Annotated in this window: 32 protein-coding genes; 21 read left to right on the forward strand and 11 right to left on the reverse strand. The window is 64.3% G+C overall.

Annotated features, from left to right (window positions below; translation table 11 throughout):
* Positions 1–169 precede the first annotated feature (169 nt).
* From C0V72_RS06665 to C0V72_RS06680, 4 genes are all read left to right on the forward strand, one after another.
* Entirely contained in the window at positions 170–1,363 is a 1,194-nt protein-coding gene (locus C0V72_RS06665) for an acyl-CoA dehydrogenase family protein (protein ID WP_101792488.1), read from the forward strand.
* Between the two features lie 113 nt (positions 1,364–1,476).
* Positions 1,477–2,616, forward strand: a complete 1,140-nt coding sequence (locus C0V72_RS06670; protein WP_101792491.1) for an acyl-CoA dehydrogenase family protein — start codon at positions 1,477–1,479, stop codon at positions 2,614–2,616.
* A 117-nt stretch (positions 2,617–2,733) separates the two neighbouring features.
* Positions 2,734–3,543, forward strand: a complete 810-nt coding sequence (locus C0V72_RS06675; protein ID WP_101792495.1) for an SDR family oxidoreductase — start codon at positions 2,734–2,736, stop codon at positions 3,541–3,543.
* Positions 3,544–3,629: 86 nt separating this feature from the next.
* On the forward strand, positions 3,630–4,307 hold the full coding sequence (locus tag C0V72_RS06680) for an aquaporin (RefSeq protein WP_101792497.1): 678 nt from the start codon (positions 3,630–3,632) through the stop codon (positions 4,305–4,307).
* Between the two features lie 21 nt (positions 4,308–4,328).
* On the opposite strand, the gene gmk is transcribed toward C0V72_RS06680, so the two are convergent.
* The 3 genes from gmk to C0V72_RS06695 all read right to left on the reverse strand — a co-directional run bounded on the left by gmk (position 4,329) and on the right by C0V72_RS06695 (position 5,941).
* Positions 4,329–4,979, reverse strand: coding sequence for a guanylate kinase (gene gmk, locus C0V72_RS06685; protein WP_101792500.1), 651 nt, complete (start codon positions 4,977–4,979; stop codon positions 4,329–4,331).
* Positions 4,980–5,052: 73 nt separating this feature from the next.
* Positions 5,053–5,457 carry a hypothetical protein gene (locus C0V72_RS06690; RefSeq protein ID WP_101792503.1) on the reverse strand — a complete coding sequence of 135 codons (405 nt, stop codon included), beginning with the start codon at positions 5,455–5,457 and terminating at the stop codon, positions 5,053–5,055.
* A gap of 4 nt (positions 5,458–5,461) precedes the next feature.
* The gene (locus tag C0V72_RS06695) at positions 5,462–5,941 is read right to left on the reverse strand and encodes an SspB family protein (protein ID WP_101792607.1); all 480 of its coding nucleotides are present in this window, start codon (positions 5,939–5,941) and stop codon (positions 5,462–5,464) included.
* A gap of 125 nt (positions 5,942–6,066) precedes the next feature.
* Here C0V72_RS06695 and hisB point away from each other — a divergent pair, with 125 nt between their 5' ends.
* The 13 genes from hisB (at position 6,067) to pal (ending at position 14,573) form a co-directional block, all read left to right on the forward strand.
* Positions 6,067–6,687, forward strand: a complete 621-nt coding sequence (hisB, locus tag C0V72_RS06700) for an imidazoleglycerol-phosphate dehydratase HisB (protein ID WP_101792505.1) — start codon at positions 6,067–6,069, stop codon at positions 6,685–6,687.
* Entirely contained in the window at positions 6,680–7,306 is a 627-nt protein-coding gene (gene hisH, locus C0V72_RS06705; RefSeq protein ID WP_101792508.1) for an imidazole glycerol phosphate synthase subunit HisH, read from the forward strand. Before hisB ends, hisH begins: the two co-directional genes overlap by 8 nt.
* Positions 7,307–7,334: 28 nt before the next feature.
* The gene (gene hisA, locus C0V72_RS06710; RefSeq protein ID WP_101792511.1) at positions 7,335–8,063 is read left to right on the forward strand and encodes a 1-(5-phosphoribosyl)-5-[(5-phosphoribosylamino)methylideneamino]imidazole-4-carboxamide isomerase; all 729 of its coding nucleotides are present in this window, start codon (positions 7,335–7,337) and stop codon (positions 8,061–8,063) included.
* A 2-nt stretch (positions 8,064–8,065) separates the two neighbouring features.
* A complete protein-coding gene (locus C0V72_RS06715) occupies positions 8,066–8,365 on the forward strand; it encodes a hypothetical protein (protein WP_101792514.1) in 300 nt (99 codons plus the stop codon).
* Positions 8,362–9,123, forward strand: coding sequence for an imidazole glycerol phosphate synthase subunit HisF (hisF, locus tag C0V72_RS06720; protein ID WP_101792515.1), 762 nt, complete (start codon positions 8,362–8,364; stop codon positions 9,121–9,123). The genes C0V72_RS06715 and hisF overlap by 4 nt, the downstream gene beginning before the upstream one ends.
* A gap of 105 nt (positions 9,124–9,228) precedes the next feature.
* On the forward strand, positions 9,229–9,582 hold the full coding sequence (locus C0V72_RS06725; protein ID WP_101792518.1) for a phosphoribosyl-ATP diphosphatase: 354 nt from the start codon (positions 9,229–9,231) through the stop codon (positions 9,580–9,582).
* A 3-nt stretch (positions 9,583–9,585) separates the two neighbouring features.
* Positions 9,586–9,966 (forward strand): histidine triad nucleotide-binding protein, encoded by a 381-nt coding sequence (locus tag C0V72_RS06730; RefSeq protein ID WP_101792520.1) that lies wholly within the window; start codon positions 9,586–9,588, stop codon positions 9,964–9,966.
* Between the two features lie 91 nt (positions 9,967–10,057).
* Positions 10,058–10,522, forward strand: a complete 465-nt coding sequence (locus C0V72_RS06735) for a YbgC/FadM family acyl-CoA thioesterase (protein ID WP_101792523.1) — start codon at positions 10,058–10,060, stop codon at positions 10,520–10,522.
* 4 nt (positions 10,523–10,526) lie between these two features.
* A complete protein-coding gene (gene tolQ / locus C0V72_RS06740; RefSeq protein WP_101792525.1) occupies positions 10,527–11,228 on the forward strand; it encodes a protein TolQ in 702 nt (233 codons plus the stop codon).
* 121 nt (positions 11,229–11,349) lie between these two features.
* Positions 11,350–11,787, forward strand: coding sequence for an ExbD/TolR family protein (locus C0V72_RS06745; RefSeq protein ID WP_101792528.1), 438 nt, complete (start codon positions 11,350–11,352; stop codon positions 11,785–11,787).
* Positions 11,788–11,800: 13 nt separating this feature from the next.
* Positions 11,801–12,625, forward strand: a complete 825-nt coding sequence (locus tag C0V72_RS06750) for an energy transducer TonB (protein ID WP_101792531.1) — start codon at positions 11,801–11,803, stop codon at positions 12,623–12,625.
* Positions 12,622–14,031, forward strand: a complete 1,410-nt coding sequence (gene tolB / locus C0V72_RS06755) for a Tol-Pal system beta propeller repeat protein TolB (RefSeq protein WP_101792535.1) — start codon at positions 12,622–12,624, stop codon at positions 14,029–14,031. The genes C0V72_RS06750 and tolB overlap by 4 nt, the downstream gene beginning before the upstream one ends.
* A 23-nt stretch (positions 14,032–14,054) precedes the next feature.
* On the forward strand, positions 14,055–14,573 hold the full coding sequence (pal, locus tag C0V72_RS06760; RefSeq protein WP_101792610.1) for a peptidoglycan-associated lipoprotein Pal: 519 nt from the start codon (positions 14,055–14,057) through the stop codon (positions 14,571–14,573).
* Positions 14,574–14,576: 3 nt separating this feature from the next.
* Here pal and C0V72_RS06765 read toward each other — a convergent pair whose 3' ends face one another.
* Entirely contained in the window at positions 14,577–14,789 is a 213-nt protein-coding gene (locus tag C0V72_RS06765; RefSeq protein ID WP_101792538.1) for a hypothetical protein, read from the reverse strand.
* Positions 14,790–14,911: 122 nt separating this feature from the next.
* Here C0V72_RS06765 and C0V72_RS06770 point away from each other — a divergent pair, with 122 nt between their 5' ends.
* Complete coding sequence (locus tag C0V72_RS06770; RefSeq protein WP_101792541.1) at positions 14,912–15,445, forward strand: J domain-containing protein; 534 nt, start codon at positions 14,912–14,914, stop codon at positions 15,443–15,445.
* Here the strand turns inward: C0V72_RS06770 and C0V72_RS06775 are convergent.
* The 5 genes from C0V72_RS06775 to pdeM form a co-directional block, all read right to left on the reverse strand.
* On the reverse strand, positions 15,442–16,287 hold the full coding sequence (locus C0V72_RS06775; RefSeq protein ID WP_101792543.1) for an SDR family NAD(P)-dependent oxidoreductase: 846 nt from the start codon (positions 16,285–16,287) through the stop codon (positions 15,442–15,444). The two genes, C0V72_RS06770 and C0V72_RS06775, sit on opposite strands and share 4 nt — an antisense overlap.
* Before the next feature lie 51 nt (positions 16,288–16,338).
* Positions 16,339–17,784, reverse strand: coding sequence for an SLC13 family permease (locus C0V72_RS06780; RefSeq protein WP_101792546.1), 1,446 nt, complete (start codon positions 17,782–17,784; stop codon positions 16,339–16,341).
* A gap of 166 nt (positions 17,785–17,950) precedes the next feature.
* A complete protein-coding gene (gene infC / locus C0V72_RS06785) occupies positions 17,951–18,469 on the reverse strand; it encodes a translation initiation factor IF-3 (protein ID WP_101792549.1) in 519 nt (172 codons plus the stop codon).
* Between the two features lie 98 nt (positions 18,470–18,567).
* Positions 18,568–19,068 (reverse strand): hypothetical protein, encoded by a 501-nt coding sequence (locus tag C0V72_RS06790; RefSeq protein WP_143704539.1) that lies wholly within the window; start codon positions 19,066–19,068, stop codon positions 18,568–18,570.
* Positions 19,053–19,745, reverse strand: coding sequence for a ligase-associated DNA damage response endonuclease PdeM (pdeM, locus tag C0V72_RS06795; RefSeq protein ID WP_101792555.1), 693 nt, complete (start codon positions 19,743–19,745; stop codon positions 19,053–19,055). Before pdeM ends, C0V72_RS06790 begins: the two co-directional genes overlap by 16 nt.
* A gap of 126 nt (positions 19,746–19,871) precedes the next feature.
* Between pdeM and hemF the strand changes: the two genes are divergently transcribed.
* Positions 19,872–20,729, forward strand: a complete 858-nt coding sequence (gene hemF / locus C0V72_RS06800) for an oxygen-dependent coproporphyrinogen oxidase (protein WP_101792558.1) — start codon at positions 19,872–19,874, stop codon at positions 20,727–20,729.
* Between the two features lie 34 nt (positions 20,730–20,763).
* Here hemF and C0V72_RS06805 read toward each other — a convergent pair whose 3' ends face one another.
* Positions 20,764–21,642 (reverse strand): glycoside hydrolase family 16 protein, encoded by an 879-nt coding sequence (locus tag C0V72_RS06805; RefSeq protein WP_101792613.1) that lies wholly within the window; start codon positions 21,640–21,642, stop codon positions 20,764–20,766.
* A gap of 146 nt (positions 21,643–21,788) precedes the next feature.
* Here C0V72_RS06805 and C0V72_RS06810 point away from each other — a divergent pair, with 146 nt between their 5' ends.
* Entirely contained in the window at positions 21,789–23,879 is a 2,091-nt protein-coding gene (locus C0V72_RS06810) for a RelA/SpoT family protein (protein ID WP_101792561.1), read from the forward strand.
* Positions 23,879–24,238 carry a VOC family protein gene (locus C0V72_RS06815; protein ID WP_101792564.1) on the forward strand — a complete coding sequence of 120 codons (360 nt, stop codon included), beginning with the start codon at positions 23,879–23,881 and terminating at the stop codon, positions 24,236–24,238. The genes C0V72_RS06810 and C0V72_RS06815 overlap by 1 nt, the downstream gene beginning before the upstream one ends.
* Here the strand turns inward: C0V72_RS06815 and C0V72_RS06820 are convergent.
* Complete coding sequence (locus tag C0V72_RS06820; RefSeq protein WP_101792567.1) at positions 24,235–25,230, reverse strand: peptidylprolyl isomerase; 996 nt, start codon at positions 25,228–25,230, stop codon at positions 24,235–24,237. The two genes, C0V72_RS06815 and C0V72_RS06820, sit on opposite strands and share 4 nt — an antisense overlap.
* Between the last annotated feature and the right edge of the window lie 98 nt (positions 25,231–25,328).

Here is a 25,328-nt window from a genome sequence, read left to right on the forward strand (position 1 = left end):
CCCTTTTTCGGTTTCGAACCTAGACCGATTGTGCCTCGCGTCAATCGTGCAGGGCTGACGCTACGGCATCGCGAGACGCGCGCAAACGGTGTGATCGGCGCTTGCAGCCGTGCTCCAAATGACGATAACGTAAGCGTCAAGCGAGAGACGTGAGAGAGGAGAATCGGTCATGGCCGATCTGGAAACATTCCGCAGCGAAACGCGTGCCTGGCTGGAGGCGAACTGCCCGGCCGAGATGCGTGAACCCGTCCGCGATGAAAGCGATATCTATTGGGGCGGGCGCCGCGCGACCTTCAAGAATGAGGCGCAAAAAGCCTGGCTCGACGCGGCAATCGCCAAGGGTTACACCGTGCCAAGCTGGCCGAAGGAATACGGCGGGGCGGGGCTTTCACCGGCCGAAGCCAAGGTGCTGCGCGAAGAAATGGGCCGCATCAATGCCCGCCCGCCGCTCAGCAGCTTCGGCATCTGGATGCTTGGCCCGGCGCTGCTGCATTTTGGCACCGAGGGCCAGAAGCAGCGCTTCCTCAATGAAATCGCGCGCGGCGAAATCCGCTGGTGTCAGGGCTATTCGGAGCCGGGCTCGGGCAGCGACCTCGTCAGCTTGCAGACCTTTGGCGAAGATCAGGGCGACCACTGGACGGTCAATGGCAGCAAGATCTGGACGTCCTACGCCGATCAGGCTGATTGGATCTTCTGCCTTGTCCGCACCGACAAGGCCGACAAGTATCAAGGCATCACCTTCATGCTGTTCGACATGGCATCCGAAGGCGTCACGACGAAGCCGATCCTGCTGATCAGTGGTTCTTCGCCCTTCTGCGAAACCTTCTTCGACAATGTTGCCGTTCCCAAGTCCTATGGCGAGGATTGCCCGGCCTATGTGGGCACCGTTGGGCGCGGCTGGGATGTGGCCAAGTACCTGCTCGGCCACGAGCGCGAGATGATCTCGGGCGCGGATGGCGGCGAGCGTCAGGCGGCAATCGGCGCGGCGATGAAGCGGCATTCGGCCAAGCTGGGTGACGATCTTGACCCGGTGCTGCGCGCCGAGCTTGCCAATTTCGATGTCGACGCACTGGCTTACGCGGCGATGGGTGAGAAGTTCCTCGATGAAATCAAGGTCGGCAAGGCGCATCCCGCGCAGCCGAACATGATGAAATACGCGGGCACCGAGCTCAACAAGCGCCGCCACGAACTGATGATGGCGGTCGGAGGCTCACGCAGCCTTGAATGGGACAGCGAGCAGACCGAAGGCGGCAAGCCTTCGCGTTCGTGGCTGCGCACCAAGGCCAACTCAATCGAGGGCGGCACCAGCGAGGTGATGCTCAATGTGATCGCCAAGCGCATTCTGGATTTGCCGGGCGCTTGAGGCCAGCATCGCCCCGAACGTGATCCGGGGCCGCTCGTTACTCACGCCAAGACGATGGCGACCCCGGGTCAAGCCCGGGATGACGATTTGAATTTCCGGGAGAGGGAAAAACAATGCCCCTGTATCACAACGACGATCAGGCCATGCTCGCCGATACCGCGCGCGGGTTTATCGCGGAAGAAGGCAACATTGCCAAACAGCTGCGCCACTGGCGGGACCGCAATTGCAAGGATGGTTTTGGCCACGGCTTGTGGAAGCAGATGGCCGAAATGGGTTTTACCGGCATGCTGGTGGAAGAAGCCGATGGCGGGCTGGGCATGGGCCATGTCGAAGCCGGGATCGTGCTGGAGGAAATCGGCCGCAACTTGACGCCCTCGCCGTTCCTGACGTCGTCCGTGCTGGCCGCGACGGCGCTCAAGCACGGGTCGGACGATTTGAAGGGCCGCTATCTGCCGGGTCTGATCGCGGGCGATTGTGTGTTCGCTGTCGCCATTGACGAAACCGCCAAGCACCGCCCGTCACGCATCGCCACCCGCGCCGAAAAGTCGGGCAACGGGTTCCGCCTGACGGGCGCCAAAAGCTTTGTCATCCACGGCAGCAGCTCCGATATGATCGTGGTCGCAGCCCGCACATCAGGGGCTGACGAGGACGCCGACGGGATCACCTTGTTCGCCGTGCCGAAAGACGCGGCAGGCATGAGCCATGATGCCGTGCGGCTCGTCGACTCCTCGATGGCGACCCACACCCGGTTTGACGGCGTGGAACTGGACGGCGATACCGTGATCGGCGAGGTCGATGGCGGGCGCGCTGTGCTGGATGCGATGCTGCTGGCCGGCCGGGTCGGCGCGGCGGCCGAGGGCGTGGGCGTTGCCCGCGGGGCGATGGATATGACCGTCGATTACCTCAAGCAGCGCAAGCAGTTTGGCAAGCTGATCGGCGAGTTTCAGGCGCTCCAGCACCGCGCCAGCCACCTTTATTCCGAGGTCGAGATCGCCCGCGCCGCTACGATCAAGGCGCAGCAATTGCTCGACGGCGGCTCGGCTCATGCCGACCTGATGGCGAGTGTCGCCAAGGCCAAGGTCGCCAAGACCGCGCGGCTTGCGGTGCAGGAAGGCGTGCAGATGCACGGCGGCATCGGCATGACCGACGAATATGACATCGGCCTCTATATGAAGCGCGACCGGGCGCTCGCCGAATTCCTCGGCGATGCGCATTTCCACGCCAATCGCGTGGCGGAATTGAGCGGGTATTGATCAACAATCGCTCCTCGTCATTGCGAGGAGCCGCAGGCGACGCGGCAATCCAGAGCGTCACGCGAACCGCTCTGGATTGCTTCGCTACGCTCGCAATGACGGGAGAGATTTGAAGTTATGGACATTCAATCACTTTTCAGCCTCGAAGGGCGCATCGCCCTCGTCACCGGCGGCAGCCGCGGGATCGGCAAGATGTTCGTCGAGGGGTTGCTCGCGGCGGGCTGTGCCAAGGTCTATATCTCGGCGCGGAAGGCCGATCAGATGCAGGCGACCATTGACGAATTTGGCGCGGACCGGGTGATCGGCATCCCCGCGGACCTCAGCCAGATGGATGGCATGATGGGCCTCGTTAACGAGCTGACGGCGCGCGAGACGCGGCTCGACATTCTGATCAACAATGCCGGCGCGGCCTGGGGCCAGCCTTACCTCGAATTCAGCGAGGCCGGCTGGCACCGGACGATGGACCTGAACGTCAAGACCCCGTTCTTCCTGACGCAAAAGCTGCACGACCTGCTGGTCGCGGGCGGCAAGGCCGGGCATCCGGCCAAGGTGATCCACGTTTCCTCGATCGATGGCCAGCGGATCAATCCGTGGGAAACCTATGCCTATCAGGCGTCAAAGGCGGCCGTGATCCAGCTGACCCGGCGCATGGCGGCCCGGTTGATCGAAGACAATATCGTGGTCTCGTCCATCGCGCCCGGTGCCTTCCCTTCCGAGATGAACAAGGCTGCCAAAGATGCGCCTGATGCCAGCGCAGCGGGCATTCCGGCCCAGCGGATCGGTACGGCCGAAGACATGGCGGCAGCTGCCATCTACCTGTGCAGCCGCGCGGGCGACTATGTAGTGGGCGAAACGCTGACGGTGGATGGCGGGGTGGTCAACGCCTTGCTGCCCAACCACTTTGCCGATCCGGGCGGCAAGGGCTAAGCCAAAGCCAGCGCAAGGCCGGACGCTTCAAAAGGGGGGGAAGAGATGATGGCGCATCGCGATGTGACAGTGCGGAGCCGGGCTGCTTGACCGCGCGGCTGTTGGCCGAGGCGCTCGGCACGTTTCTGCTGTTTGCCACCGTGATGGGGGCAGGCATCATGGCTGACAATCTGGCGGGCGGAAACGTCGCGGTCGCCCTGATCGGCACGACCTTGCCAATTGGCGCGATCCTCTATGTCATCATCGTGATGCTCGGGCCGGTGTCGGGCGCGCATTTCAATCCGGTGGTGACGTTGATGATCCGCCTGCGCGGCGAGATCGAAACCGGCGCGGCGCTGGCCTATATTGCGGTGCAGGTCATCAGCGGCGTTCTGGCCGCCTTTGTGGTCCACCTGATGTTCGACCTTCCCGTTGTGCAAATCGCCGATAATCCGCGCACGGGGATCGGCCAGTGGGTGAGCGAGGGGATCGCGACCTTCGGCCTGATCCTGACCATCTTTGCCACCTTGCGCACCCGGCCCGAAGCCGTGCCGATGAGCGTGGCGCTGTACATCTTCGCAGCCTGCTGGTTCACCGCGTCAACCTGCTTTGCCAACCCTGCGATCACCATTGCGCGCGGCTTTACCGACACCTTCACCGGGATTGCGCCGGCGGATATTCCCGCTTTCGTGATGGCGCAGATCATCGGCGCGCTGGCGGCGATGGGGGCGGTGCGGGTGCTGTTTCCCGCTACGCCGGATGCCGAGGGCGCTGCGGCGGGTTAGCGCCTGCCGCCGGCTGCCGCGTTATTTCATCAATCCGCGCACGAACGGAATCAGCCCGGTCTGCCGCTGACGCTTCATGCGTTCCGCTTCAAGGATGGCGCGGACCTTGGCAAAGCATTCGTTCACATCATCGTTGATGATGACATAGTCATAGCCGTCCCAATGGCTGATTTCAGCCCGCGCACGTTCCATGCGGGCCGCAATCACCTCGGCGCTGTCCGTGGCGCGGCCCTGAAGGCGGCGGTGCAATTCGTCGATCGAAGGGGGCAGGATGAACACCCGCACCACATCCTGCTGATCTTTCTGGTAAAGCTGCTGGGTTCCCTGCCAGTCGATATCGAACAGGAAGTCCTGCCCTTCCTTCAGCGCGGCGCGGATGATCCCCTTGGGCGTGCCGTAACGATGGCCGAAGACCTCGGCCCATTCGTAGAAGTCGTCCTCGTCGATCATCGCCTGAAAGCGGTCGGGCGTGACGAAATGGTAATGCACCCCGTCGACCTCTCCCGCGCGCGGCGGCCGGGTGGTGGCGGAGACCGACAGCTTAATCTCGCCATCATCAGCCAGCAGCATCCGCGACAGGGTGGTCTTGCCCGCGCCGGACGGCGAGGACAGGATGAACATCAGGCCCCGGCGGTGAAGCGTGTCGTCTGCGTGGTGTGAGGAATCGCCCATGGGCCCCGTTGCACCAACACGCGCCCTTTAATCAAGAGGGCCTTCATCGGGAGGCTGGGCAAGCAAGCCGCGATCAGGCGTCGCGGGCGGGGGCCGTAAGCGATGCTTGCGCCTTGCGGTTCGCTTCCAGCCGCTTGCCGCGGTCGTAGAAAACCTTGGCGGCCAATCCGCCCACCACCACCGCCAGACCAAGCGGCGAACGGCGGGCAAGGTGGCTCGCCCCCCACAGCGCAACGCTGGAGGCCAATCCGCGTCCGTGGACCAGCTTGTCGACCTTGGTTTTGTCATAGTTGCCGCGCAGCAGGCCCTTTTCCATCTGGTCGCGCAGCAGGCCTCCTGCCGCGCGCAGCACGATGTCGGCGATGACCAGATTGGTGCCCGCGACGGGGCTGGGTAGCGGCAGGCCGCCCGCGCCGGAGTTTTCCGGGCTATTGGTGCGCGCGCGCGTGCCCCGGCCAAGGCGTTTGCCCCGCGGCATCGGCCTATTTCTTGCGCCCGAAATCGATCGAGACCACGTTGGAGCCATCAGGATCGGTGTCCGGTCCGTCATTTTCGGCATCGTCGTGGACTTCGGGGGCCAGTTCTTCGACCGCCGCCTGGAATTGCAGGCCGAAATCCACGGCCGGGTCAACGAAGGCAGTGATGGCGGCAAAGGGAATGTTCAGTTTGGCCGGCACCTGATTGAAGGTGAGGCTGACCGAAAAGCTGTGGGGCAGGACTTCCAGATCCCAGAACTTGTTCTGGAGCACGATGGTCATTTCGTCGGGGAACCGTTCGCGCAGATGCGGCGGGATCGACACGCCGGGTGCGCCGGTCTTGAAGGTGATGTAGAAATGATGCGCGCCGGGCAACGTGCTGCCGCTGCTGACAATCGAACCAAGCACCCGTCCGACCACCGCACGCAGGGCTTCCTGCACGATCTCGTCGTAAGGGATCAGGCTATCGGGTGCATCACTGGTCATAACGTGCCGATTGGTGGCGCTGCGCGCGGGCTTGGTCAAGCCCTCATGCAGCTTCAACGCCGGATTGCCCGTGCATCTGCGCGCGATGCTTGTCATGCGCTGCCAGCCGACTATAGCGCGGGGCCATGTCCAGCATCCCCGCCCGCACCCCTCAGCGCACCGGCTCGGTTGACCGCAACACCACCGAGACCAAAATCGCCATCCACGTCAATCTTGACGGCACGGGCGCCTATGACGTCAGCACCGGGATCGGCTTTCTCGATCACATGGTCGAACAGTTCAGCCGCCATTCTCTGATCGATGTGACGATGAAGGTGGAGGGCGATCTGCATGTCGACCAGCACCACACCACCGAGGATTCGGCGATTGCGCTGGGTCAGGCGATCAGCAATGCCTTGGGCGACAAGGCCGGGATCGGGCGGTACGGCGCGGCCTATTCGCCGATGGACGAGACGCTGAGCCGGGTGGCGCTGGATATTTCCGGGCGCCCATTTCTGGTGTGGAAGGCCAAGTTCAGCCAAGAAAAGCTGGGCGAATGGGATACCGAGCTGATCGAGCACTGGTTCCATTCCGTTGCCCAGAGCGCCGGGATCACGCTGCACATGGAACTGCTGTACGGCAGCAACAACCACCACATCTGCGAGAGCCTGTATAAAGGTTTCGCCCGGGCGATGCGGCAGGCGGTGGAGCTTGATCCGAGGAAGGGCACGGCGATCCCGAGCACCAAGGGGCAACTCGGTGGGTGAGATTGTTGCCTTGGTCGATTACGGCGCGGGCAACCTCCACTCGGTTCACAATGCGCTGAAGGCTGCGGGGGCCGCGGTCACTGTCACCGCCGATCCCTATGCGGTGCGCGCGGCCGACCGGATCGTGCTGCCCGGCGTCGGCAGTTTCAAGGCTTGTGCCGAGGGCTTGAACGCCATTCCCGGCATGGTCGACGCGATGAGCGAGCGCGTGCAGGTGGGGGCTGCGCCGTTCCTGGGTATTTGCGTGGGCATGCAATTGCTGGCGACCCGCGGGCTCGAACATGGCGAGACACCCGGCCTCGGCTGGATTGCGGGCGAGGTGCGGCTGATCCAGCCGACTGATCCTGCGATCAAGGTGCCGCACATGGGCTGGAACGATGTGGCCCTGTTGCCCCATGCCAAGGACCATCCGGTGATCGAGGAGGGTGAGGCCTATTTCCTCCACTCCTACCACTTTGCCGCCGACAATCCGCACAATGTTGCCGCCATGACGGATCACGGCGAGGGGCTGGTGGCCGCCGTGGCGCAGGACAATATCATCGGCGTGCAGTTTCACCCGGAAAAGAGCCAGGCTTACGGGCTGGCAACATTGGAAAGGTTTCTGGCATGGTATCCGTGATAGCGCTCCCCTTGCAGGGGGCGATAGCATGATCGTTTTTCCCGCCATCGATCTCAAGGGCGGCCAGGTCGTGCGCCTTGCCGAAGGCGACATGGACCGCGCCACGATTTACGGCGATGATCCCGCCGCGCAGGCGCTGATCTTTGCCGATGCGGGCGCGCAATATCTCCACGTGGTCGATCTTGACGGCAGCTTTGCGGGCGAAAGCCGCAACCGCGAGGCTGTCGAAGCGATCGTCAAGGCCTTCCCCGGCCATGTCCAACTGGGCGGCGGGATCCGCGATGCAGCGGCGGTGGCCGGCTGGTTCAACCTTGGTGTGGCGCGGGTGGTGATGGGTTCGGCGGCGCTCAAGAACCCCGAATTCGTCAAAGACATGGCGCGTGAATGGGCAAACGGCATCGTCGTCGCGGTTGACGCCAAGGACGGAATGGTCGCGACCGAAGGCTGGGCCGAGGTCTCCGACGTTCCCGTCACCGATCTTGCCCGCCGGTTCGAGGATGCGGGCGTTGCCAGCCTGCTGTTCACCGATATCGGGCGCGATGGCTTGCTGAAGGGCGTGAACATCGAAGCCACCGTCGATCTCGCCCGCCGCGTCGACATTCCGGTGATCGCCAGCGGCGGGGTGAAGGGTCTGGACGACATCCACATCCTTTCGCTCCACGCGCATGAAGGGATTGAAGGGGTGATTACCGGCCGCGCGCTGTATGAAGGCCGCCTTGATCTTGCCGCGGCGATTGCGATGGGCGATCGGGTGTAATCATGCGCCTGATGGGCTTTCTTTTCCTGTGCCTCACCTTCCTTGCCGGGATCACGGTGGGCACGGTGGAAATCGCGCTCATCAATATCGTCGTCTTCCTCGGCCTTGCCTTGCTGGCGGAGCGTTTCCTTGCGCCGCGTTTTGGCAAGAATGGGCTGGTTTTTGGCATGGCGGGGGCGTTTTTCGTCAGCTGCATGTGGCCCGCTGTCGTCCATGCCGCGCGCGACAAGACCTATTGCGACGGGGATGATTGCCCACCCAAGGAGCCTGAAGTGACCGTCACCATAAGCACAGCCCCATGACCGTCCGCATCCGCGTCATCCCCTGCCTTGATGTCGCCAATGGCCGCGTGGTCAAGGGCGTGAACTTTGTTGATCTGAAGGACGCGGGCGATCCGGTCGAACAGGCGCGGGCGTATGACGCGGCGGGCGCGGACGAGCTGTGTTTTCTCGACATTTCCGCCAGTCACGAAGGGCGCGGCACGCTGCTCGATATGGTGCGGCGCACGGCAGAGGTCTGCTTCATGCCGCTGACGGTTGGCGGCGGCGTGCGCAGCGCCGATGATGCGCGCGCGCTGCTGCTGGCGGGCGCGGACAAGGTCGCGGTGAACAGCGCCGCTGTCGCCCGGCCCGAACTGGTGGGCGAAATCGCCGCGCGCTTCGGCAGCCAATGCGTGGTCGCCAGTGTGGATGCGCGCCGCACGCCGCGCGGCAATTGGGAGATTTTCACGCATGGCGGGCGCAAGCCCACGGGGCTGGACGCGGTCGAATATGCGCTGAAGGTCGCAGGGCTTGGCGCTGGCGAATTGCTGGTGACGAGCATGGACGGGGACGGGACGCAGAAGGGCTACGACCTCGATCTGACCCGCGAGATTGCCGATGCCGTCAGCGTGCCCGTGATCGCCAGCGGCGGGGTGGGCAGCCTTGACCATCTGGTGGACGGGGTGGTGAAAGGCCATGCCAGTGCGGTGCTGGCCGCCAGCATCTTCCACTTCGGCACGCACACCATCGCCGAGGCGCACGCGGCGCTGCGCGCGGCGGGACTTCCGGCGCGCGGTTGAATTCTCGTTATCGCGAGCGTAGCGGTAGCGAAGCCGGCCGAAGGCCAACCAATCCGGAGCGGCACGCGAAACGCTGCGGATTGCCGTGCGCCTGCGGCGCCCGCAATGACGAGAAAGAGCCAAGTGTCAGACACTCTCACCCGCCTCGAAGCCACCATTGTCCAGCGCCTCGCCGCCTCGCCAGAGACAAGCTATGTGGCGAAACTCCACGCCAAGGGCCTCGCCAAGATTGCGCAGAAGGTCGGCGAGGAGGCGACCGAGACGGTGATTGCCGCGCTGGCGGGCGACGATGCCGAACTGGTGGGAGAGGCGGCGGACCTGCTCTTTCACCTGATGGTGCTGCTCGCCGAAAAGGGCGTGCCGATTGACAGCGTTCTTGCCGAACTCGACCGGCGCGAGGGCATGTCCGGCATAGCTGAGAAAGAAGCCCGGGCTCAAAAAGCTGCCCGCACGGAGTAACCCATGCCGATCGATCCGACCCTGCCTTACGATGACAACAACATCTTCGCTCGCATCCTGCGCGGGGAAATCCCGGCGAAGAAAGTCTACGAGGATGACTGGGCCTTCGCCTTTGAAGATATCAACCCGCAGGCCGAGGTGCATACGCTGGTGATCCCCAAGGGCCGCTATGTCAGCTGGGATGATTTCAGCGCCAAGGCTTCGGACGCCGAAATCGGCGGCTTCGTGCGCGCGGTGGGCGAAGTGGCCCGCGCCAAGGGGCTCGTCGAACCCGGTTACCGCCTGCTCGCCAATATCGGCCAGCATGGCGGGCAGGAAGTGCCGCACCTCCACGTCCATATTTTCGGCGGGCAGCCGCTCGGCCCGATGATCGCGCGGCGCTGAATACGGATTAACCCGCGTTCCAGTGCCGTTCATCGACAATTCGCGATGTCGCGGCTTTGCAGGGATTCCCCGCTAGGCTAGGTGGCGCCTGATGATTTCTCCCAACCCTCCCGGCGGTGTCCTCGATGGCGCGCGGCACCTGTATGCGGTGCGCGTCTATTACGAGGATACCGACCTGTCGGGGATCACCTACCACGCCAATTACCTGCGCTGGTTTGAACGCGCGCGCAGCGATCTGTTACGCCTGCTCGGCATTAATCAGCGCGCGGCGATTGAGAGCGGGGCCAAAGGAGGGGATGGGGGCGCTTACGCCCTGTCTGAAGTGAACCTCAAATACTTGCGCCCGGCCAAGCTCGATGATGACGTGGTAATCGAAACCCGCTGCACGGAACTGGGCGCCGCGTCCTGCCGGATGCACCAGATTGCGCGCCGGGGTGACGAGCCGCTGTGCGAAGCGCACCTCAGGGTCGGCTTCATCACCCTCGATGGCCGCCCGCGCCGCCAGCCTGCCGCATGGCGGGCCGCTTTCCAGACTTTCATGAACGAGGATACCTGACCCTGTGACGCTCGCCCTGCTCAGCGCCGCCGCCGCTGCTCCCACCCGGCTCGACCCGGTCGAACTGTTCCTGACCGCAGACATCATCGTGCAGGCCGTGATGCTTGGCCTGATCCTTGCCAGCGTGTGGGTGTGGACGATCATCGTCTCCTTCAGCCTGCGGATCGGCGCGCTGGGCAAGAAATCGCGGGAATACGAGGCCGAGTTCTGGGAGCATCAGGGCAGCGAGGGCTTGCTGACCAAGCAGGTGCGCAAAGAAGTGCCTGCCGCCCGCGTGGCTGCCGCCGGGCTTGATGAATGGCGCAAGTCCACCGCCAAGCAGCCGGTCGACCGCGCTGCCACTCGCGAGCGCATCGCCGCCGTGATGGAAAGCCAGGTTGCCGAGGAAGCCGACGCGCTGGCCGGGCGATTGAATTTTCTGGCCACGGTCGGATCAGTCGCGCCGTTTGTCGGGTTGTTCGGCACGGTGTGGGGGATCATGAACAGCTTCTTCCAGATCGGCGCGCAGCAAAGCGCCAGCCTCACTGTGGTCGCCCCCGGCATTGCCGAGGCACTGTTTGCCACCGCCATCGGCCTGTTCGCCGCGATCCCGGCCGTGATTGCGTACAACCGCTTTGGCGGGGCGGTAGACCGGTACGAGGCGGGCTTGCAGCGCTTCGCCGACAAGCTCCACACGGGCCTGAGCCGCGAGTTGGACCGCGCATGATGATACGCACTGAAACCGGCTGCGCAGCAGTCGCAAGGGCGACTGCCCGCCCGCAGCGGGCGCAGCTTTGCTGCGCGTCTAGCGAGGACCGCACGCCCGGACGGGCGTGCGGAAAACAAAAATGAGCATGGGTGTATCCTCCCGCCGCCGCAGCAAACGTAGCCGCCGCGCGGCGATGGCCGAGATCAACGTCACGCCGCTGGTCGATGTGATGCTGGTGCTGCTGATTATCTTCATGGTCACAGTCACGCTGCCTGCGGTCGGTGTTCCGGTAGAACTGCCCGAAAGCCGTGCCGCACCGGTTGAGGAGCAGCCCGATCAGATTACGATCTCGATCGACCGGGAAGGGATTATCTATATCGAGGATACGGCTGTGCCCGCTGGCGGGCTTCCGGCGGCGTTGAAGGCGCTGGACCGCGGCGGCGAGCAGCCGCTGGTCGTGCTGCGCGGTGATCGCAGTTTGGATTATGGCCGGGTGATGCAGGTGATGGGCGAATTGGGCCGAGCCGGCTTCACCTCGATCTCGCTGGTCACCGATGGTTCAGTTTCGGCTCCATAGTCGGGACAGGGTTATGGCGCAGCCTGCACTCCGGAACGACGAAAAGGTCGGCCTTGCCGCGGCGCTGGTGCTGCACGGCGCGCTGGTGGCGGTGCTGCTGATGCAAACGGTGCGCAGCGAGGTTTCGGTCTTTCCCGAACGCATGACGGTCAGCCTTGCGAGTGAGGTGGGGCTGGAGGCAGCCGCGCCCGATCCTGTGCCCGAAAGCCGCGCCGCGATTGCGCCGACGCTGTCTGACGAACCGGCCCCTGCGCCTGAGGTTGTGCGGCCGGAGCCTGCCGTGCAGCCCCAGCCGACCCTGCCCAAACCCAAGCCCGCCGCCCGCACGCCGGCCCCCCGGCCCGTGCCCACCCGCGAGCGCGCGGCGCCTGAACGCGCCGCGCCCCGGCAGGCTGCTGCCACCCCGCCCAAGCCTGCGGCCAGAACCGGCGGCGGCAGTCGGATCGGGGATGATTTCCTCGCCGGGGCCGGGTCATCGACCACCACGCAGGAAACCCGCGCGCCCGCATCGCAGATCGGTGCGAGCGCCAAGGCGTCGATCCAGCAGGCGCTCGCCCGGCAAGTCAAGCCGCACTGGACCGCGCCGCAGGGCGTGGATGTTGATCTGCTGGTGACGCTGGTCGATTTCGATCTCAATCCCGATGGCAGCCTGAAAGGCCGCCCCCGGGTGCGCAGCCAGAGCGGCGTCAACGAATCCAACCGCGCACAAGCGGCTCGTCACGCGGAAAATGCGATCCGTGCGGTGCAGCTTGCCGCGCCGTTCAAGCTGCCCGAAGAATATTACGAAGCCTGGAAGACTGTCCGGGGCGCCCGTTTTGACAGGAATACATCACGATGAAACCCGCTTTGCTTGCCGCCCTGCTTGTCACCGCTGCATTCCCTGCGTCCCTCATGGCGCAGGATCTGGGCGCGCCCATCGGCGATGACGCTCCGGTCGAAACGACCGCCACCGATGCCTCGCAGGCGCAGGCGGAAGAGGGGATTTCCTTTACTGTCACCGATGAAAGCGCATGGCAGGACATCGGCATCGCGATCCCCGCCTTTGCCACCGACCGCGAGCGCGCGACGCCCGCCAACGAGGCCGGCACCGGTGCGCTGGGCCGCGAAGTTGCCCGCGTCATCACCGCCAACCTGCGCAATAATGGCCTGTTCAAGCCGGTCGGCCCCGACAGCCTGCCGCAGCCCGGCTTCACCCAGATCACTGCGCCCGCCTTTCCCACCTGGAGCGGGCAGGGCGCTGAAATGCTGGTCCACGGCTATGTCCGCGCGCGCGATGATGGCCGGCTGGTGGTCGGCTGCTACCTTTATGATGTCGCCTTGCAGAGCGAGCTGGTGCGTGAAGGCTGGGTCGTCGCGCCTGCCGACTGGCGCCGCGCGGCGCATAAGTGCAGCGATCTCATCTTCTCCCGGCTGACCGGCGAAAGCCCGTTCTTTGACAGCCGCATCGCCTATATCGCCGAGACCGGGCCCAAGGACCGCCGGGTCAAGCGCCTTGCGGTGATGGATAGTGACGGGGCGAACCACCGCTTCCTGACATTGGGCAGCGCCACCGCGCTCACCCCGCGCTATTCGCCCGACTATTCGAAGATCCTCTACCTCTCCTATGTCGACGGCAATCCGCGCATCTATGTCTATGACATCGGCACGGGCAAGCAGACGCTGGTGACGGAGAACCGCAACCCCACCATCGCCCCGCGCTGGTCGCCTGATGGCAAGCACATCCTCTATTCGATGGCGGTGGCGGGCAATACCGACATCTACCGCGTGCCGGCGACCGGCGGCGCAAGCATCAAGCTGACCGACAATCCGGGGATCGACGTGGGCGGCAGCTATTCGCCCGATGGCACCAAGATCGTGTTCGAAAGCGACCGTTCGGGCAGCCAGCAATGCTATGTCATGGACGCGGACGGCAAGAACCAGAAGCGCATCAGCTTTTTTGGCGGGCGCTGCGCCACGCCCGAATGGAGCCCGCGCGGCGACCAGATCGCCTTCACGCGGATCGCGGGCGATTTCAACGTCGCGGTGATGAACACGGGCGGCGGCAATATGCGCGTGCTGACCCGCGGCTGGCAGGACGAAGCCCCGACCTGGGCCCCCAATGGCCGCATCATCCAGTTCTTCCGCACCGAGCGGAACACCGGACGATCAGGGATTTGGCAGGTCGATCTCACCGGCCAGAACGAACGCCGCCTGCCGACCCCGGTTGATGCCTCCGACCCCGCCTGGGGCCCGATCCGCCCCTGATGATGACTGAAAGGAAAAGCGCGATGAACACCAAGCTTGCCACGATCCTCTTGCTGGCTTCGGCCACCGGCCTTGCCGCCTGTTCCAAGAAAGCGCCCGAAGTGCTGCCGCCTGCCCCGACCGATACCGCGCAGCCGACCCAACCGGCCATGCCCGCCCAGCCATCCGGCGCGCAGCCCGGCACGCAGGCGCATTTCGCGCAGGCCGTGGGGTCTTCGACCACGATCTACTTCGATACGGATCGCTATAATGTGGATTCGCAAGATGCCGCCGCGCTTCAGGCGCAGGCGCAGTATTTTGCGCGTTTCCCGCAGGTCACCTTCACGATCGAAGGCCATGCCGATGAACGCGGCACCCGCGAATACAACCTGGCGCTGGGTGAACGCCGCGCCAATTCGGCCAAGGCCTATCTCGTCAGCCTGGGCGTGGATGCCAACCGGATTTCGGTGGTGAGCTATGGCAAGGAACGGCCCGTGGCGCTGGCCTCAAACGAGGCGGCCTATGCGCAGAACCGCCGCGCGGCGAGCGTCATTATCAACTGATCGTCAGCCTTGCAGCAGGCCGGGCGCACGCTCGGCCTGTTCGGCCATTACCGGCGCATCTATCCCGCTCAGATCGCGCAGTGATGTGACCACGCACAGCCCCGCGAGCGCAAGCACGCAAAACAGGCTGGAGAGGGTTAACTGCTGGCTCATCACTTCGGCTTTCCTGCGCGCCGGATTGATCGGCGCGGCGTGGGTGGTTTTGCATTGCAACATTTCACATTGCAACTGGTTCCCGTATTCTCACGCCTTTCCTTTCCCGGCCATGCCGCCTAGATTGAGCGCGTGAGACAATCGACCAACGACATTCTGCCCAGCCTGCTGCCCGAGCTTAGCGCATGACCCGCGCCCGCCGTTCGATGGACTGGGGCTTCCCGCGCTGGCGGCCCTATGGCGCTTCGCAAGAGGCGGTCAATGTGCGCATCTGCGACCGCCACGGCTGCGATGAACCGGGCAATTGCCCCGCGCCCAAGGCCCCCAACAGCCGCGACCGGTGGTATTTCTGCCAGCGCCACGCGGCTGAATACAATTCCCGCTGGGACTACTTCGAAGGCCTCGACAAGGCCGAGAAGGAAGAACGCGCGCATGCCGAGCGGCAGGAATCCTCAGGTTATGCCGAAAGCGCGCATTATGGCTGGGCGGGATCGGGCGATGGCTCGCGCTCGGCCGACGAAATGCGCGCGCTGGAGGTGCTGGGGCTGGAGGCTGATGCCGATTTCAACGCGGTGAAGAAAGCCTACCGCGCACGCGCCAAGGAAGTACATCCCGACGTGAAGCCCGGCGATGCCGACGCGGCCAAGCAATTCCAGCTGATCCAGACCAGTTACGAAGTCCTGCGCGCCGCCGAAGAACGGCGCGAATGGCGGGGCTAGCGCGCCTCATCTGATCGCGGCCCGGCAAAGCCCTTGCCGACACTGTCGATCTGCGGGTCGGGGTTGTCGTTCCACCACGGCACATCGGTCCATGGGCGCACATCGACCTCGTGGCTCCAGCAATTGCGCGGCTGGTGGGCGAGGTGCCAGTAGGTTTCCGCCAGCGCGGCCGGGTCGATCACGCCGTCATGGCCCTTGCCAGCCTTGAACGCATCGAAGCTGTCGCCCAGCAGCTTGCCCAGCGTGTCAGGCGCATCGACGGGGCCGTCGACGATGACATGGGCAACATGCACGCCCTGCCGCGCAAATTCGGCGTTGAGGGTCTGGCACAGCATCCGCCGCCCGCCCATCGCGGCGGCATGGCTGTGCTGCCCGGCATTGCCGCGCACCGCCGCCGTCGCCGAGGTGACCAGTAATGTGCCATGCGCCCCGGTTTTCGCGCGCTCTACCATCTGCGGCAGCAGCGCATGGGCGAGGCGGAAGACGCCATAGGTGCCCAGCCGCCAGCCGAGTTCGAAGATGCGGTGCGGGGTCTGATCGAGCGTCCGGTTCCCGATCTGCGCGCCGAGGTTGTAGAGCGCGGCCTGGATCGGGCCAATATCCCGTTCGGTGCGTTCGACCAGTTCCTCGATCGTGCCGTCTTCGGCTGCGTTCAGCAGGGTGCCAGTGGCAGACCCGCCCGCCGCCTCGATCTGGCCAACCATTTTCGCCAACCCCGCCGCGTCGCTGCGCCGGGCTAGCACCGCGTGATAGCCACCGGCGGCAAAGCGCATCGCGGCGTTCCCGCCGATCCCAGCGCCTGCACCAATGACGAGGAATACTGGCTTTCGGCTATCTGTCATGGCTGTTTCTTCCCGTTAGCGCCGCGCCCGCTCAGTCTGGCGCAGTTCATGTCATCGCAGCGCAGCAATGCCCCACACGACGGCGACAATCAGCAGTGCGCCTGCAAGATCGAGCAGTGCGCCTGCGGTCACCATCCTGCCGATCCGGATGCGTCCGGTGGCCCAGGCGATGGCATTGGGCCCGGTTCCGGCTGGCAGCATAAAGCCCCAGCTGCCCGCCAGCGCGGCAGGCAGGGCCAGCAGGACGGGATCGGCGCCGAGCGCCACCACCAGGGCTGCCACCACCGGAATAATCCCGGTGGCCGTGGCGACATTGCTGGCGAATTCCGTCACCACAATCACCAGCGCCACCACCGCCAGCGCGACGAATAGCAGCGGCCAGCTCGCCAGCGGCAGCAGGGCCTGACCGATCCAGTCTGCAAGGCCCGAGGCTTGCATCCCGGCGGCCAGCGCCAACCCGCCGCCGAACATGAAAATGACACTCCACGGCGCGCGCTCGGCCTCCTGCCAGATCAGCAGCGGTCGGCCCGTTCCGTCGGGCGTCAGAAACAGCGCCAGCGCGGCGGTGACAGCAATCGTGCCATCGTTCCATGCGCCCGGCGGCAACAGCGGCGCGACCAGCGGCTGCGTGACCCAGGCCGCAAAGGTGAGGAGCGCCAGCGGCACCAGCCGCTTTTCGGGCGTGGTCCAAGGGGCCTTGTTATCAATCGCGGTGCGCGCCGCGTTGATATCGAAGGGGTGTGCGGACACTTGCTGTACCCGCGCGATAATCAAGGCGGCGAGCGGGATGCCGAGCAACACCAGCGGCACGCCGTACATCGACCATTCCAAAAAGGTGATCCGCACGCCTGCGATCTCGTCCAGCAGACCCACCGCGATGGCATTGGTGGGTGAGCCGACAATCGTGCCCAGCCCGCCGATGCTGGCGGCAAAGGCAATGCCCATCGGCAAGGCGCCATCGAGGCCGTCCTGCGGGGGGATGCCAGCCTGATCGCTGCCGAGCGCATCACCTGTTGCCGTGCCGCGTCCGCTGTCGAGCACCGCCAGCGCCATCGGCATCATGATCAGTGCGGTCGAGGTGTTGGAGATGAACATCGATAGCAGCGCAGCGGCGATCATGAAGGCCAGCAGCAGTCGGGCAGGGCCCCCGGTCGTGCCCACGGCGCGCAGGATCGCTAGGCTGAGGCGGCGGTGCATCCCCGTGCGCTCAATCGCCAGCGCGATAAACGCACCGCCCAGCAGCAGGAAGAGGATGGGCGAATAATAGGTGCTCGCCGTAGTCTCGGCGTCGGATACGCTGGCCAGCGGCAGAATGAGGAAGGGCAAAAGCGCCGTCACGGTCAGCGGAACCGCTTCGGTCATCCACCAGACCGCCATCCACACGACGAGGCCTGCAACCAGCCACGCCCCTGAAGGCATTCCCGCAGGCGGCGCTAATACCAGCGTCAGTGCAAAGGCCAGCGGTCCTAGAACGCGACCGATCCGGCCTGCTGTCATCTGCGCTGTTCCCCCCGACTACGGTGGTGGAGGGGTATCAGCTTGTTGCCGCCGCGTGCAAGCCCTCACTGACGCGCCCTTACGGATAGGGGCGCCTCATACCAAACGGGGCGAGCCTTGAAGGCCCGCCCCGTTGTAAAATTGCTCGCAAGGGAATGGCTGCGCCTTACTTGGGCGCGAGCACCATCAGCATCTGGCGACCTTCCAGCCGCGGGAAGGCTTCGACCTTGGCGACTTCGGCAACATCTTCCTGCACCTTCTTGAGCAGGTCCATGCCGAGGTGCTGGTGGGCCATTTCGCGTCCACGGAAACGCAGGGTGATCTTCACCTTGTCGCCGTGTTCGATGAACTTGGTGACGTTGCGCATCTTCACATCATAATCATGCGTGTCGATGTTCGGGCGCATCTTCACTTCCTTGATGTCCTGCGTTTTCTGCGTCTTGCGCGCCAGATTGGCTTTCTTCTGCGCTTCGTAGCGGAATTTGCCGACATCGAGATACTTGCACACCGGCGGGTCCGCATTGGGGGACACTTCGACGAGGTTCAGGCCCTTTTCATTGGCCTGCTCAATCGCTTCGCGGGTGAACATCACACCAAGGTTTTCGCCTTCGTCATCAATGACGCGGACCTTGGGGACGTTGATCATGTTATCAAAACGAGGGCCGCTTTTGATTGGCGGGGCCATCGAGCGCCGGGGTGGACGTGATATGGGGTGTTCTCCTGTGGTGGCTGCGTGTCTGCGCGCTCCTTAGTGCGAAACGCGCGTTAAGGCTAGGTGGAGTCTTAGGGGGCGCGGTAAAGGTGCACGCCCCATGAGGCTTTGGGCCAGTCGACGAGACCGAAGCCGACGGCTCTTGGCATCAGAAAAATCGCGATGCAGGCGAACAGGGCGAGACCCAGCGTGAAAAACGCGATGCCAAAGACCGAGAAAAGGGCCAATTCCAAGGTCAGAGTCTTTCCATCGAACGCCAGTGAGCAGGCCACGAAGACCACAGCCATCGAGAAACCGAGCGCCAATGCCGAAGGCCAGACTTGCGCAAAAGGAAATTTGTCTCCGAAAAGCCGTCCGAGCACCAGTGCAGCAAGGCAGTACATCCAGACCGCCATAAAGCTGAGCAGGAAAAGTCTGGGCAGCGACGTCTCCAGCGTCGGTTTGGCGGCTGTGCTGGTGACATATGCGTAGGCGCTGGGGGCCATGATCGCGAGCAGAGCAACCCCGTGCCAGACCGTGAGTGTTCCGATCACATAGCGGAGCGGGACGAAATGCATCACGCCGTCTGCCACAGCGGGAAGCGGGCGATGCGGCCCTTGGCGGGCATCAGCGCCTCGATGGCGCGCGCGGGTTGCAGTGCGCCGAGGATTTCGGGGTGGGCGGCGTCGAGCCCGCCCGTCAGGCTGCCGAATGCGGGGAGGATCATGCGCTCGGCCCCGCTCTCGCTCCGGCCCATGACCGCACAAGGACGGGCAATATGGCGGTTCCGGACGTTGACCCGCAGCTTCGGGTGGTAGTGGCCGGAAAGCTCGGGCGCGGTCTCGCCGGCGCGGGCTTCGTGGCGCAGGATTACCCCGCCCAGTTCCAGCTCCGGCACGATCGTCCCGCCGAAGCCCTTCGGCAGTTCCTCGTCGTGGTTGCCGGTGATCCACACCCATTCCAGCGCGCGGGTCAGCGCCTCGAGCATACCGGTGCAATGGGCATCCAAGCGCAATGCGCCCGCGTCATCGTGGAAATTGTCGCCCAGCGTGATCACCCGCCGCGCCCCCGTCTCGCGCACTGCATCCGCCAGCCGCTCGAGCGTGTCGCGGCTGTCATACGGCGGCAGCATTGACCCGCGCTGTGCGAACCAGCTCGCCTTTTCGAGATGCAGGTCCGCCACCAGCAGCGCACGTTCGGCGGGCCAGTACAGCGCGCGCCCCGGCCCGAGCAGCATTTCGTGCGCGGCGAATTCAAACGGGGCGAACATAGCAGGAACCATGGCCCGCCTGTGCCTGCAAACATTCGGCTTTGCAACTGTCTCGTGGGGCTAAAGCGGGGCTTGTGTGGTCCGCTTCATCGCCTATGGTGCGGTTTGAATGACGGACGGGGATGTATGACGGACTGGACACCTTACACGGAGCGCGCGCGCACGTGGTTTGAAGATTTGCGCGACCAGATTTGCGCCGAATTTGAGGCCATCGAGCGCGAGGCTGGGTCTGACGCCAGCTTCCAATACACCCCCTGGAACCGCGAAGAGGAAGGCAATCCCGATCCCGGCGGCGGCGTGCAGGGTTTGATGAAGGGCAAGGTCTTCGAAAAAGTCGGCGTGAACGTGTCGACCGTGCGCGGCAGCTTTGCCAAGGAGTTTGCCGGCAGCATCAACGGGGCGAGCGCCGATGCGCCCGGCTTTGTCGCTACCGGCATCAGCCTTGTCGCGCACATGACCAATCCGCATGTGCCCGCCGTCCACATGAACACCCGCTTCCTCACCACCACCAAGGCATGGTTTGGCGGCGGGGCCGACCTCAACCCGCCGATCCCCTATGCCGAGGATACAGCAGAGTTTCACAAGGCGATGCAGGCCGCCTGCGATCCGCATGGGGCCGATTTTTACGAGCGCTATTCCAAGTGGGCGGAGGAATATTTCTACATCCCGCACCGTCAGGTCGGGCGCGGGGTCGGCGGGATCTTCGCCGACCATCTGGAATGCGCCGACGATGCGGGCTGGGCGGGCAATTTCGCCTTTATTCAGGACATCGGCAAACAGTTCCTCGCCGCTTTCCCTGCGATCGTGCGGCGGCGGATGAACACGCCCTTCGATGCGGCCGATGAAGCCCGGATGTTCGAATACCGGGGCCGGTATGCCGAATTCAACCTGGTCTATGACCGGGGCACGATCTTCGGGCTGAAGACCGGCGGCAATATCGACGCGATCCTGATGAGCCTGCCGCCCAGAGCGACCTGGTCTTAAAGCGCCACCTGATCGGAACCGCTTGCGGCCGGGGTTATTCGGCCGCCAGCGGTTCGTAAACGCGCACCCAGTCGACATACATCGCGACCTCGCCCGCCTTGATCTTGTCGACGGTCGTTTGCGGCAAGCCGTTATAGGGCGCAGCGATCCTGCTGGTCTTGAACGGATAGGCGCCGCCCAGCGCGAAGTTCACGATCAGGTGCTTGGGGTTGTCGAAGCGCCATGTGCCGTAGTTTTCGACCATCGGGCGGGTGACCCGGTAGGTAAGGCGCCCATCAACTTCGAACAGCACCGCGTCCTTCGTCCATTCGACCGCATAGACGTGCCAATCGGTCGCATCGGTGCCGGAGTCGAAGACGAACTTGTTCACCAGCGGCGTTTCGCCCGAATAGCCCGGCCCGTGCAGTGCCACGCCGATCCAGTCCTTTTCGCCGACATATTCCATGATGTCGATCTCGCCGGTGTCGGGCCACTCGCCGCCCCCCAGCATCCAGAACGCGGGCCACACCCCCTCGGCATCGGGCATCCTGATGCGCGCTTCGATGCGGCCATGGGTGAATTCAGCCTTGCCGCTCGAATGGATCCGGCCCGAGATGAAATCGGCCTTGCGATCCTTGTGCGTGTCCACGCCGGGGCGATAGACCGGCCGCAACACCAGCGCGCCGCCTTGCGCGCCTTCGATATCGCTGGCGAACTGGATCGTGTCGGGGCTGTCGAGATAGGCCTGCTGTTCGTTGTTGACCCAGAAATCCATGCCCACGACGTTCCACTTCGTCCGGTCGAGCGCGCCGCCATCGAACTCGTCGGCGAACACCAGCGTGCGCGCAGGCGTGGCCGTGTCGGCAACGCGGTCATCGGCCCACGCGCCGCCAGCGGCGAGGAGGCACGCCGTGGCCAGGGCTTGTCTGGTCATGAAAAAGCGCATGGTGGAATCCCTCTCGGCAGTTTTGAGAACGTTAGCAGAGTGCGCCCGCCATGCCAGCCCGGCGCTGTGCAAACTTGCGGGCCTTTGCAGTTGCTGCTTGCCCGCAGCGGGTAGGGGCCACATATTCAAAGGCGATGCTGCGCCAATATGAACTTGTCGAGAAGGTCCTCGATTACGACCCCGACGCCGATGAGGCGATGCTCAACCGCGCCTATGTCTATACCGTGCAGAAACACGGCAGCCAGAAGCGCGCCAGCGGCGATCCCTATTTCAGCCACCCGGTCGAAGTTGCCGGGTTGATGACCGATCTGAAACTCGATCAGGCCACCATCATCACCGCGCTGCTGCACGACACGGTTGAAGACACCCTTGCCACGATTGAGGATATCGAGGCGCATTTCGGCCCCGAGGTCGCCCGGCTGGTCGATGGCGTCACCAAGCTGTCCAAGATCGAGGCCATGCCCGAGAACGAGCGCGCAGCCGAAAACCTGCGCAAGTTCCTGCTCGCCATGTCCGAGGATATCCGCGTGCTGCTGGTCAAGCTGGCGGACCGGCTGCACAACATGCGCACGCTGCATTTCATCAAGAACCCCGAAAAGCGTCAGCGCATCGCGCGCGAGACGATGGATATCTATGCCCCGCTGGCGGAGCGGGTCGGCATGTATGAATACATGCACGAAATGCAGGCGCTGGCCTTCCGCGAGCTGGAACCCGAAGCCCACGCCACGATCGCGGGCCGTCTTGACCAGCTGCGTTCGCAAGATGGCGGGCAGGTTGATGCGATTGCGCTTAAGATGAAGCAGCGGCTTGCCGAAGCGGGCCTCAAGGTTGAGGTTTATGGCCGCGAAAAGCACCCCTTTTCGATCTGGCACAAGATGGCCGAACGCCATGTCAGCTTTGAACAGGTCACCGACATCATGGCCTTTCGTGTGCTGACCGACGACGAAGGTGACTGCTACCGTGCGCTGGGCATTCTGCATACGACGTGGCAGTTTCTGCCCGGACGGTTCAAGGACTACATCTCCACCCCCAAGTCGAACGGCTACCGCAGCCTTCATACCTCGCTGATGTATGAAAACTCGATGCGGGTCGAAGTCCAGATCCGCACGCGGCAAATGCACCGCACCAACGAATTCGGTCTGGCCGCTCACTGGGCCTACAAGCAGGGCGACAAGCCCGACGGCGAAGTGGGCTGGCTGCGCGACCTGATCGAAATCGTCGATGCCAGCCACGATGCCGAAGAGCTGCTCGAACATACCCGCATGGCGATCTATCAGGATCGCATCTTCGCCTTCACCCCCAAGGGCGCGCTGTTCCAGCTTCCCAAGGGCGCCACTGCGGTGGATTTTGCCTTCGCGGTGCACACCAATCTCGGCATCCAGACAGCGGGTGTGAAGATCAACGGGCGGCACATGCCGCTGCGCACGCCGCTGGCGAATGGCGACGTGGTGGAAATCATCAAGAACCCCCACGCCAGCCCGCAGCTGTCATGGCTGGGCTTTGTCGTCACCGGCAAGGCGCGCGCCGCGATCCGCCGCGCAGTGCGGATGAAGGAGCGGGCAGAGGTTGCCGCGATCGGGGTCAAGCTGTTCGACGAAATCGCTGCGCGCGTGCCCGCCCGGATCGGCAAGAAGGCGATCCGCGCCGCAGTGGAGCGGCTCGGCCTCGATGAGCCTGATGACCTGATGTACGCGATTGGCGCTGCGAAGATTTCAGACCGCGAAGTGATGGAAGCTCTGGTCCCCGGTTGCACCGCCGGGATCGAGGACAACGAACACTGGGAGCGGCGGGAACGCGCGATCTCGATCCGGGGACTGACGCCGGGCGTGGCGTTTGAACTGGCGCCGTGCTGCCACCCGGTGCCGGGCGACCGGATCGTCGGGATCCGCCGCAAGGGCGAAACCGTGCTGGTTCACGCGATCGACTGCATGGAACTGGCGAGCGGGGTGGATAGCGACTGGATCGATCTTGCCTGGGGCAACCGCTCGGTCGGGGCGACAGGGCAATTGTCGGTCACGATTTACGACCGGCTGGGCACGCTGGCGGAAATGGCGGGGATCTTTGCGCAGAACAAGGCCAACATCATCACCTTGATGCAGGCACAGATCGATCATCCGTTCGTGACCTATGATGTCGAGGTCGAGGTGCAGGATGTGGGACACCTCAGCCGCATCGTATCGGCCCTGCGCGCCAGCGACGCGGTGGCGCAGGCGGAGCGGCAGTAGTGGTGGTTGTCGGCCTCGATCACGTCCAGATCGCCATTCCTGTGGGCGGTGAGGATCAGGCACGCAGCTTCTATGCCGGGCTGCTCGGCATGACCGAGGTGCCTAAGCCTGCCAACCTGTCACCCAGCGGTTGCTGGTTCACCGGTGGCACGGTGGCGCTGCACATCGGCGTCGATCCCGATTTCCGTGCCGCAGCCAAGGCGCACCCGGCGTTTCTGGTCGATGATCTGGCGGTCTTGCGTACGCGGCTGGAGGTCGCCGGCTGCCCGATCCGCGAAGACAAGCCGGTCGAAGGCTATGCGCGGTTCTTTACCGAAGACCCCTTCGGCAACCGCATCGAGCTGATGGAGCGGACCTAGCCCGCCTCAGCGACCCGCCGCACCGGCACCCGGATGTTGCAGATATCCGCACCGCCAGCAGGCGCGATGAAGAACGGATCGCGGCGGTTGGCGATGGCTTCGGCATAGGTCGCGAAGGTCTCGCTTTCGGTCGACAGGTATTCGAATTGCGGTTGCTCACCTTTCGGCAGGTCACTCGCCACCCGCACCGACAGGATCGGCGTGCGCTTGGCGGCCTCTTCGGCGGTGTAGAACCCCAGCGCCCCCGACCCGCGCGGCAGGCTGGAGAGGTGCTCCATCCCCTCGATCACCCGGCCGACCAGCGCGATGTTGCGATCGAGGTGGCGCGGCGCATGGCCGATAACGGTGTAGAGCTCCGCGCCCGAGCCGGTGTCGGGCGAGTAGTTTCGCCCGACGCCGACCATGCCGTAGCAGTGGGTGGGCCACGCTTGATTTCCACGCAGCCCGACGGGCCAGCCCTTGAAGAGCACCCCCGTGGCATACGGTTCGTAGCTTCTGAATTTTCCGGGCGCCACCTGTGCGTTCGGAGGGCAAACATGGTATCCGCAATAGTCCTCGCGGGCTTTATCTCCGAGCACATACTCCGCCTCCCTCATCACCTTCAGCCCCTCGGGCAGCGGCTTCACTTGCCCCGTCGCCTCGGGGTTGTCGTAATTGGGATCGCCCCACTGGGTGACGTAATTGTCCTGCACCCGGTTGACCGAGATGCCGTCATACCACTTGGCGCGGGCGAACAGGCGGATGTTGTGGACCCAGCCTTGCGAGAAGGGGGCGGGCATCAGCTGGATCACCACCTGCCGCGGCTTGCCGCCCGCATCGGGCGCGAGGGTCATCACCAGCAGATCCTCCGCCGCAATTGCCACCCAGTCCGCGCGCGGCGCGGCGGCGACGATTTCGGACGGGGCGGGATAAGCCGACTTGCTCGCCTCCTGCGCAAAGGCCGGCATGGCAAGGGCGAGCGCAGCCGAAGCCGCCAACAGCATGGTTCTCATGTTGCGAAACGTGCCACCACGCGCCTTGCGAAGCAATCCATTCGCGGCTAGTGGCGCGTTCTTGTTGCGCTACCGCTTCGCTGCTTGAGCGCGTGCAA

The sequence above is a fragment of the Porphyrobacter sp. TH134 genome (genome assembly GCF_002855495.1).
Taxonomy (GTDB): Bacteria; Pseudomonadota; Alphaproteobacteria; order Sphingomonadales; family Sphingomonadaceae; genus Erythrobacter.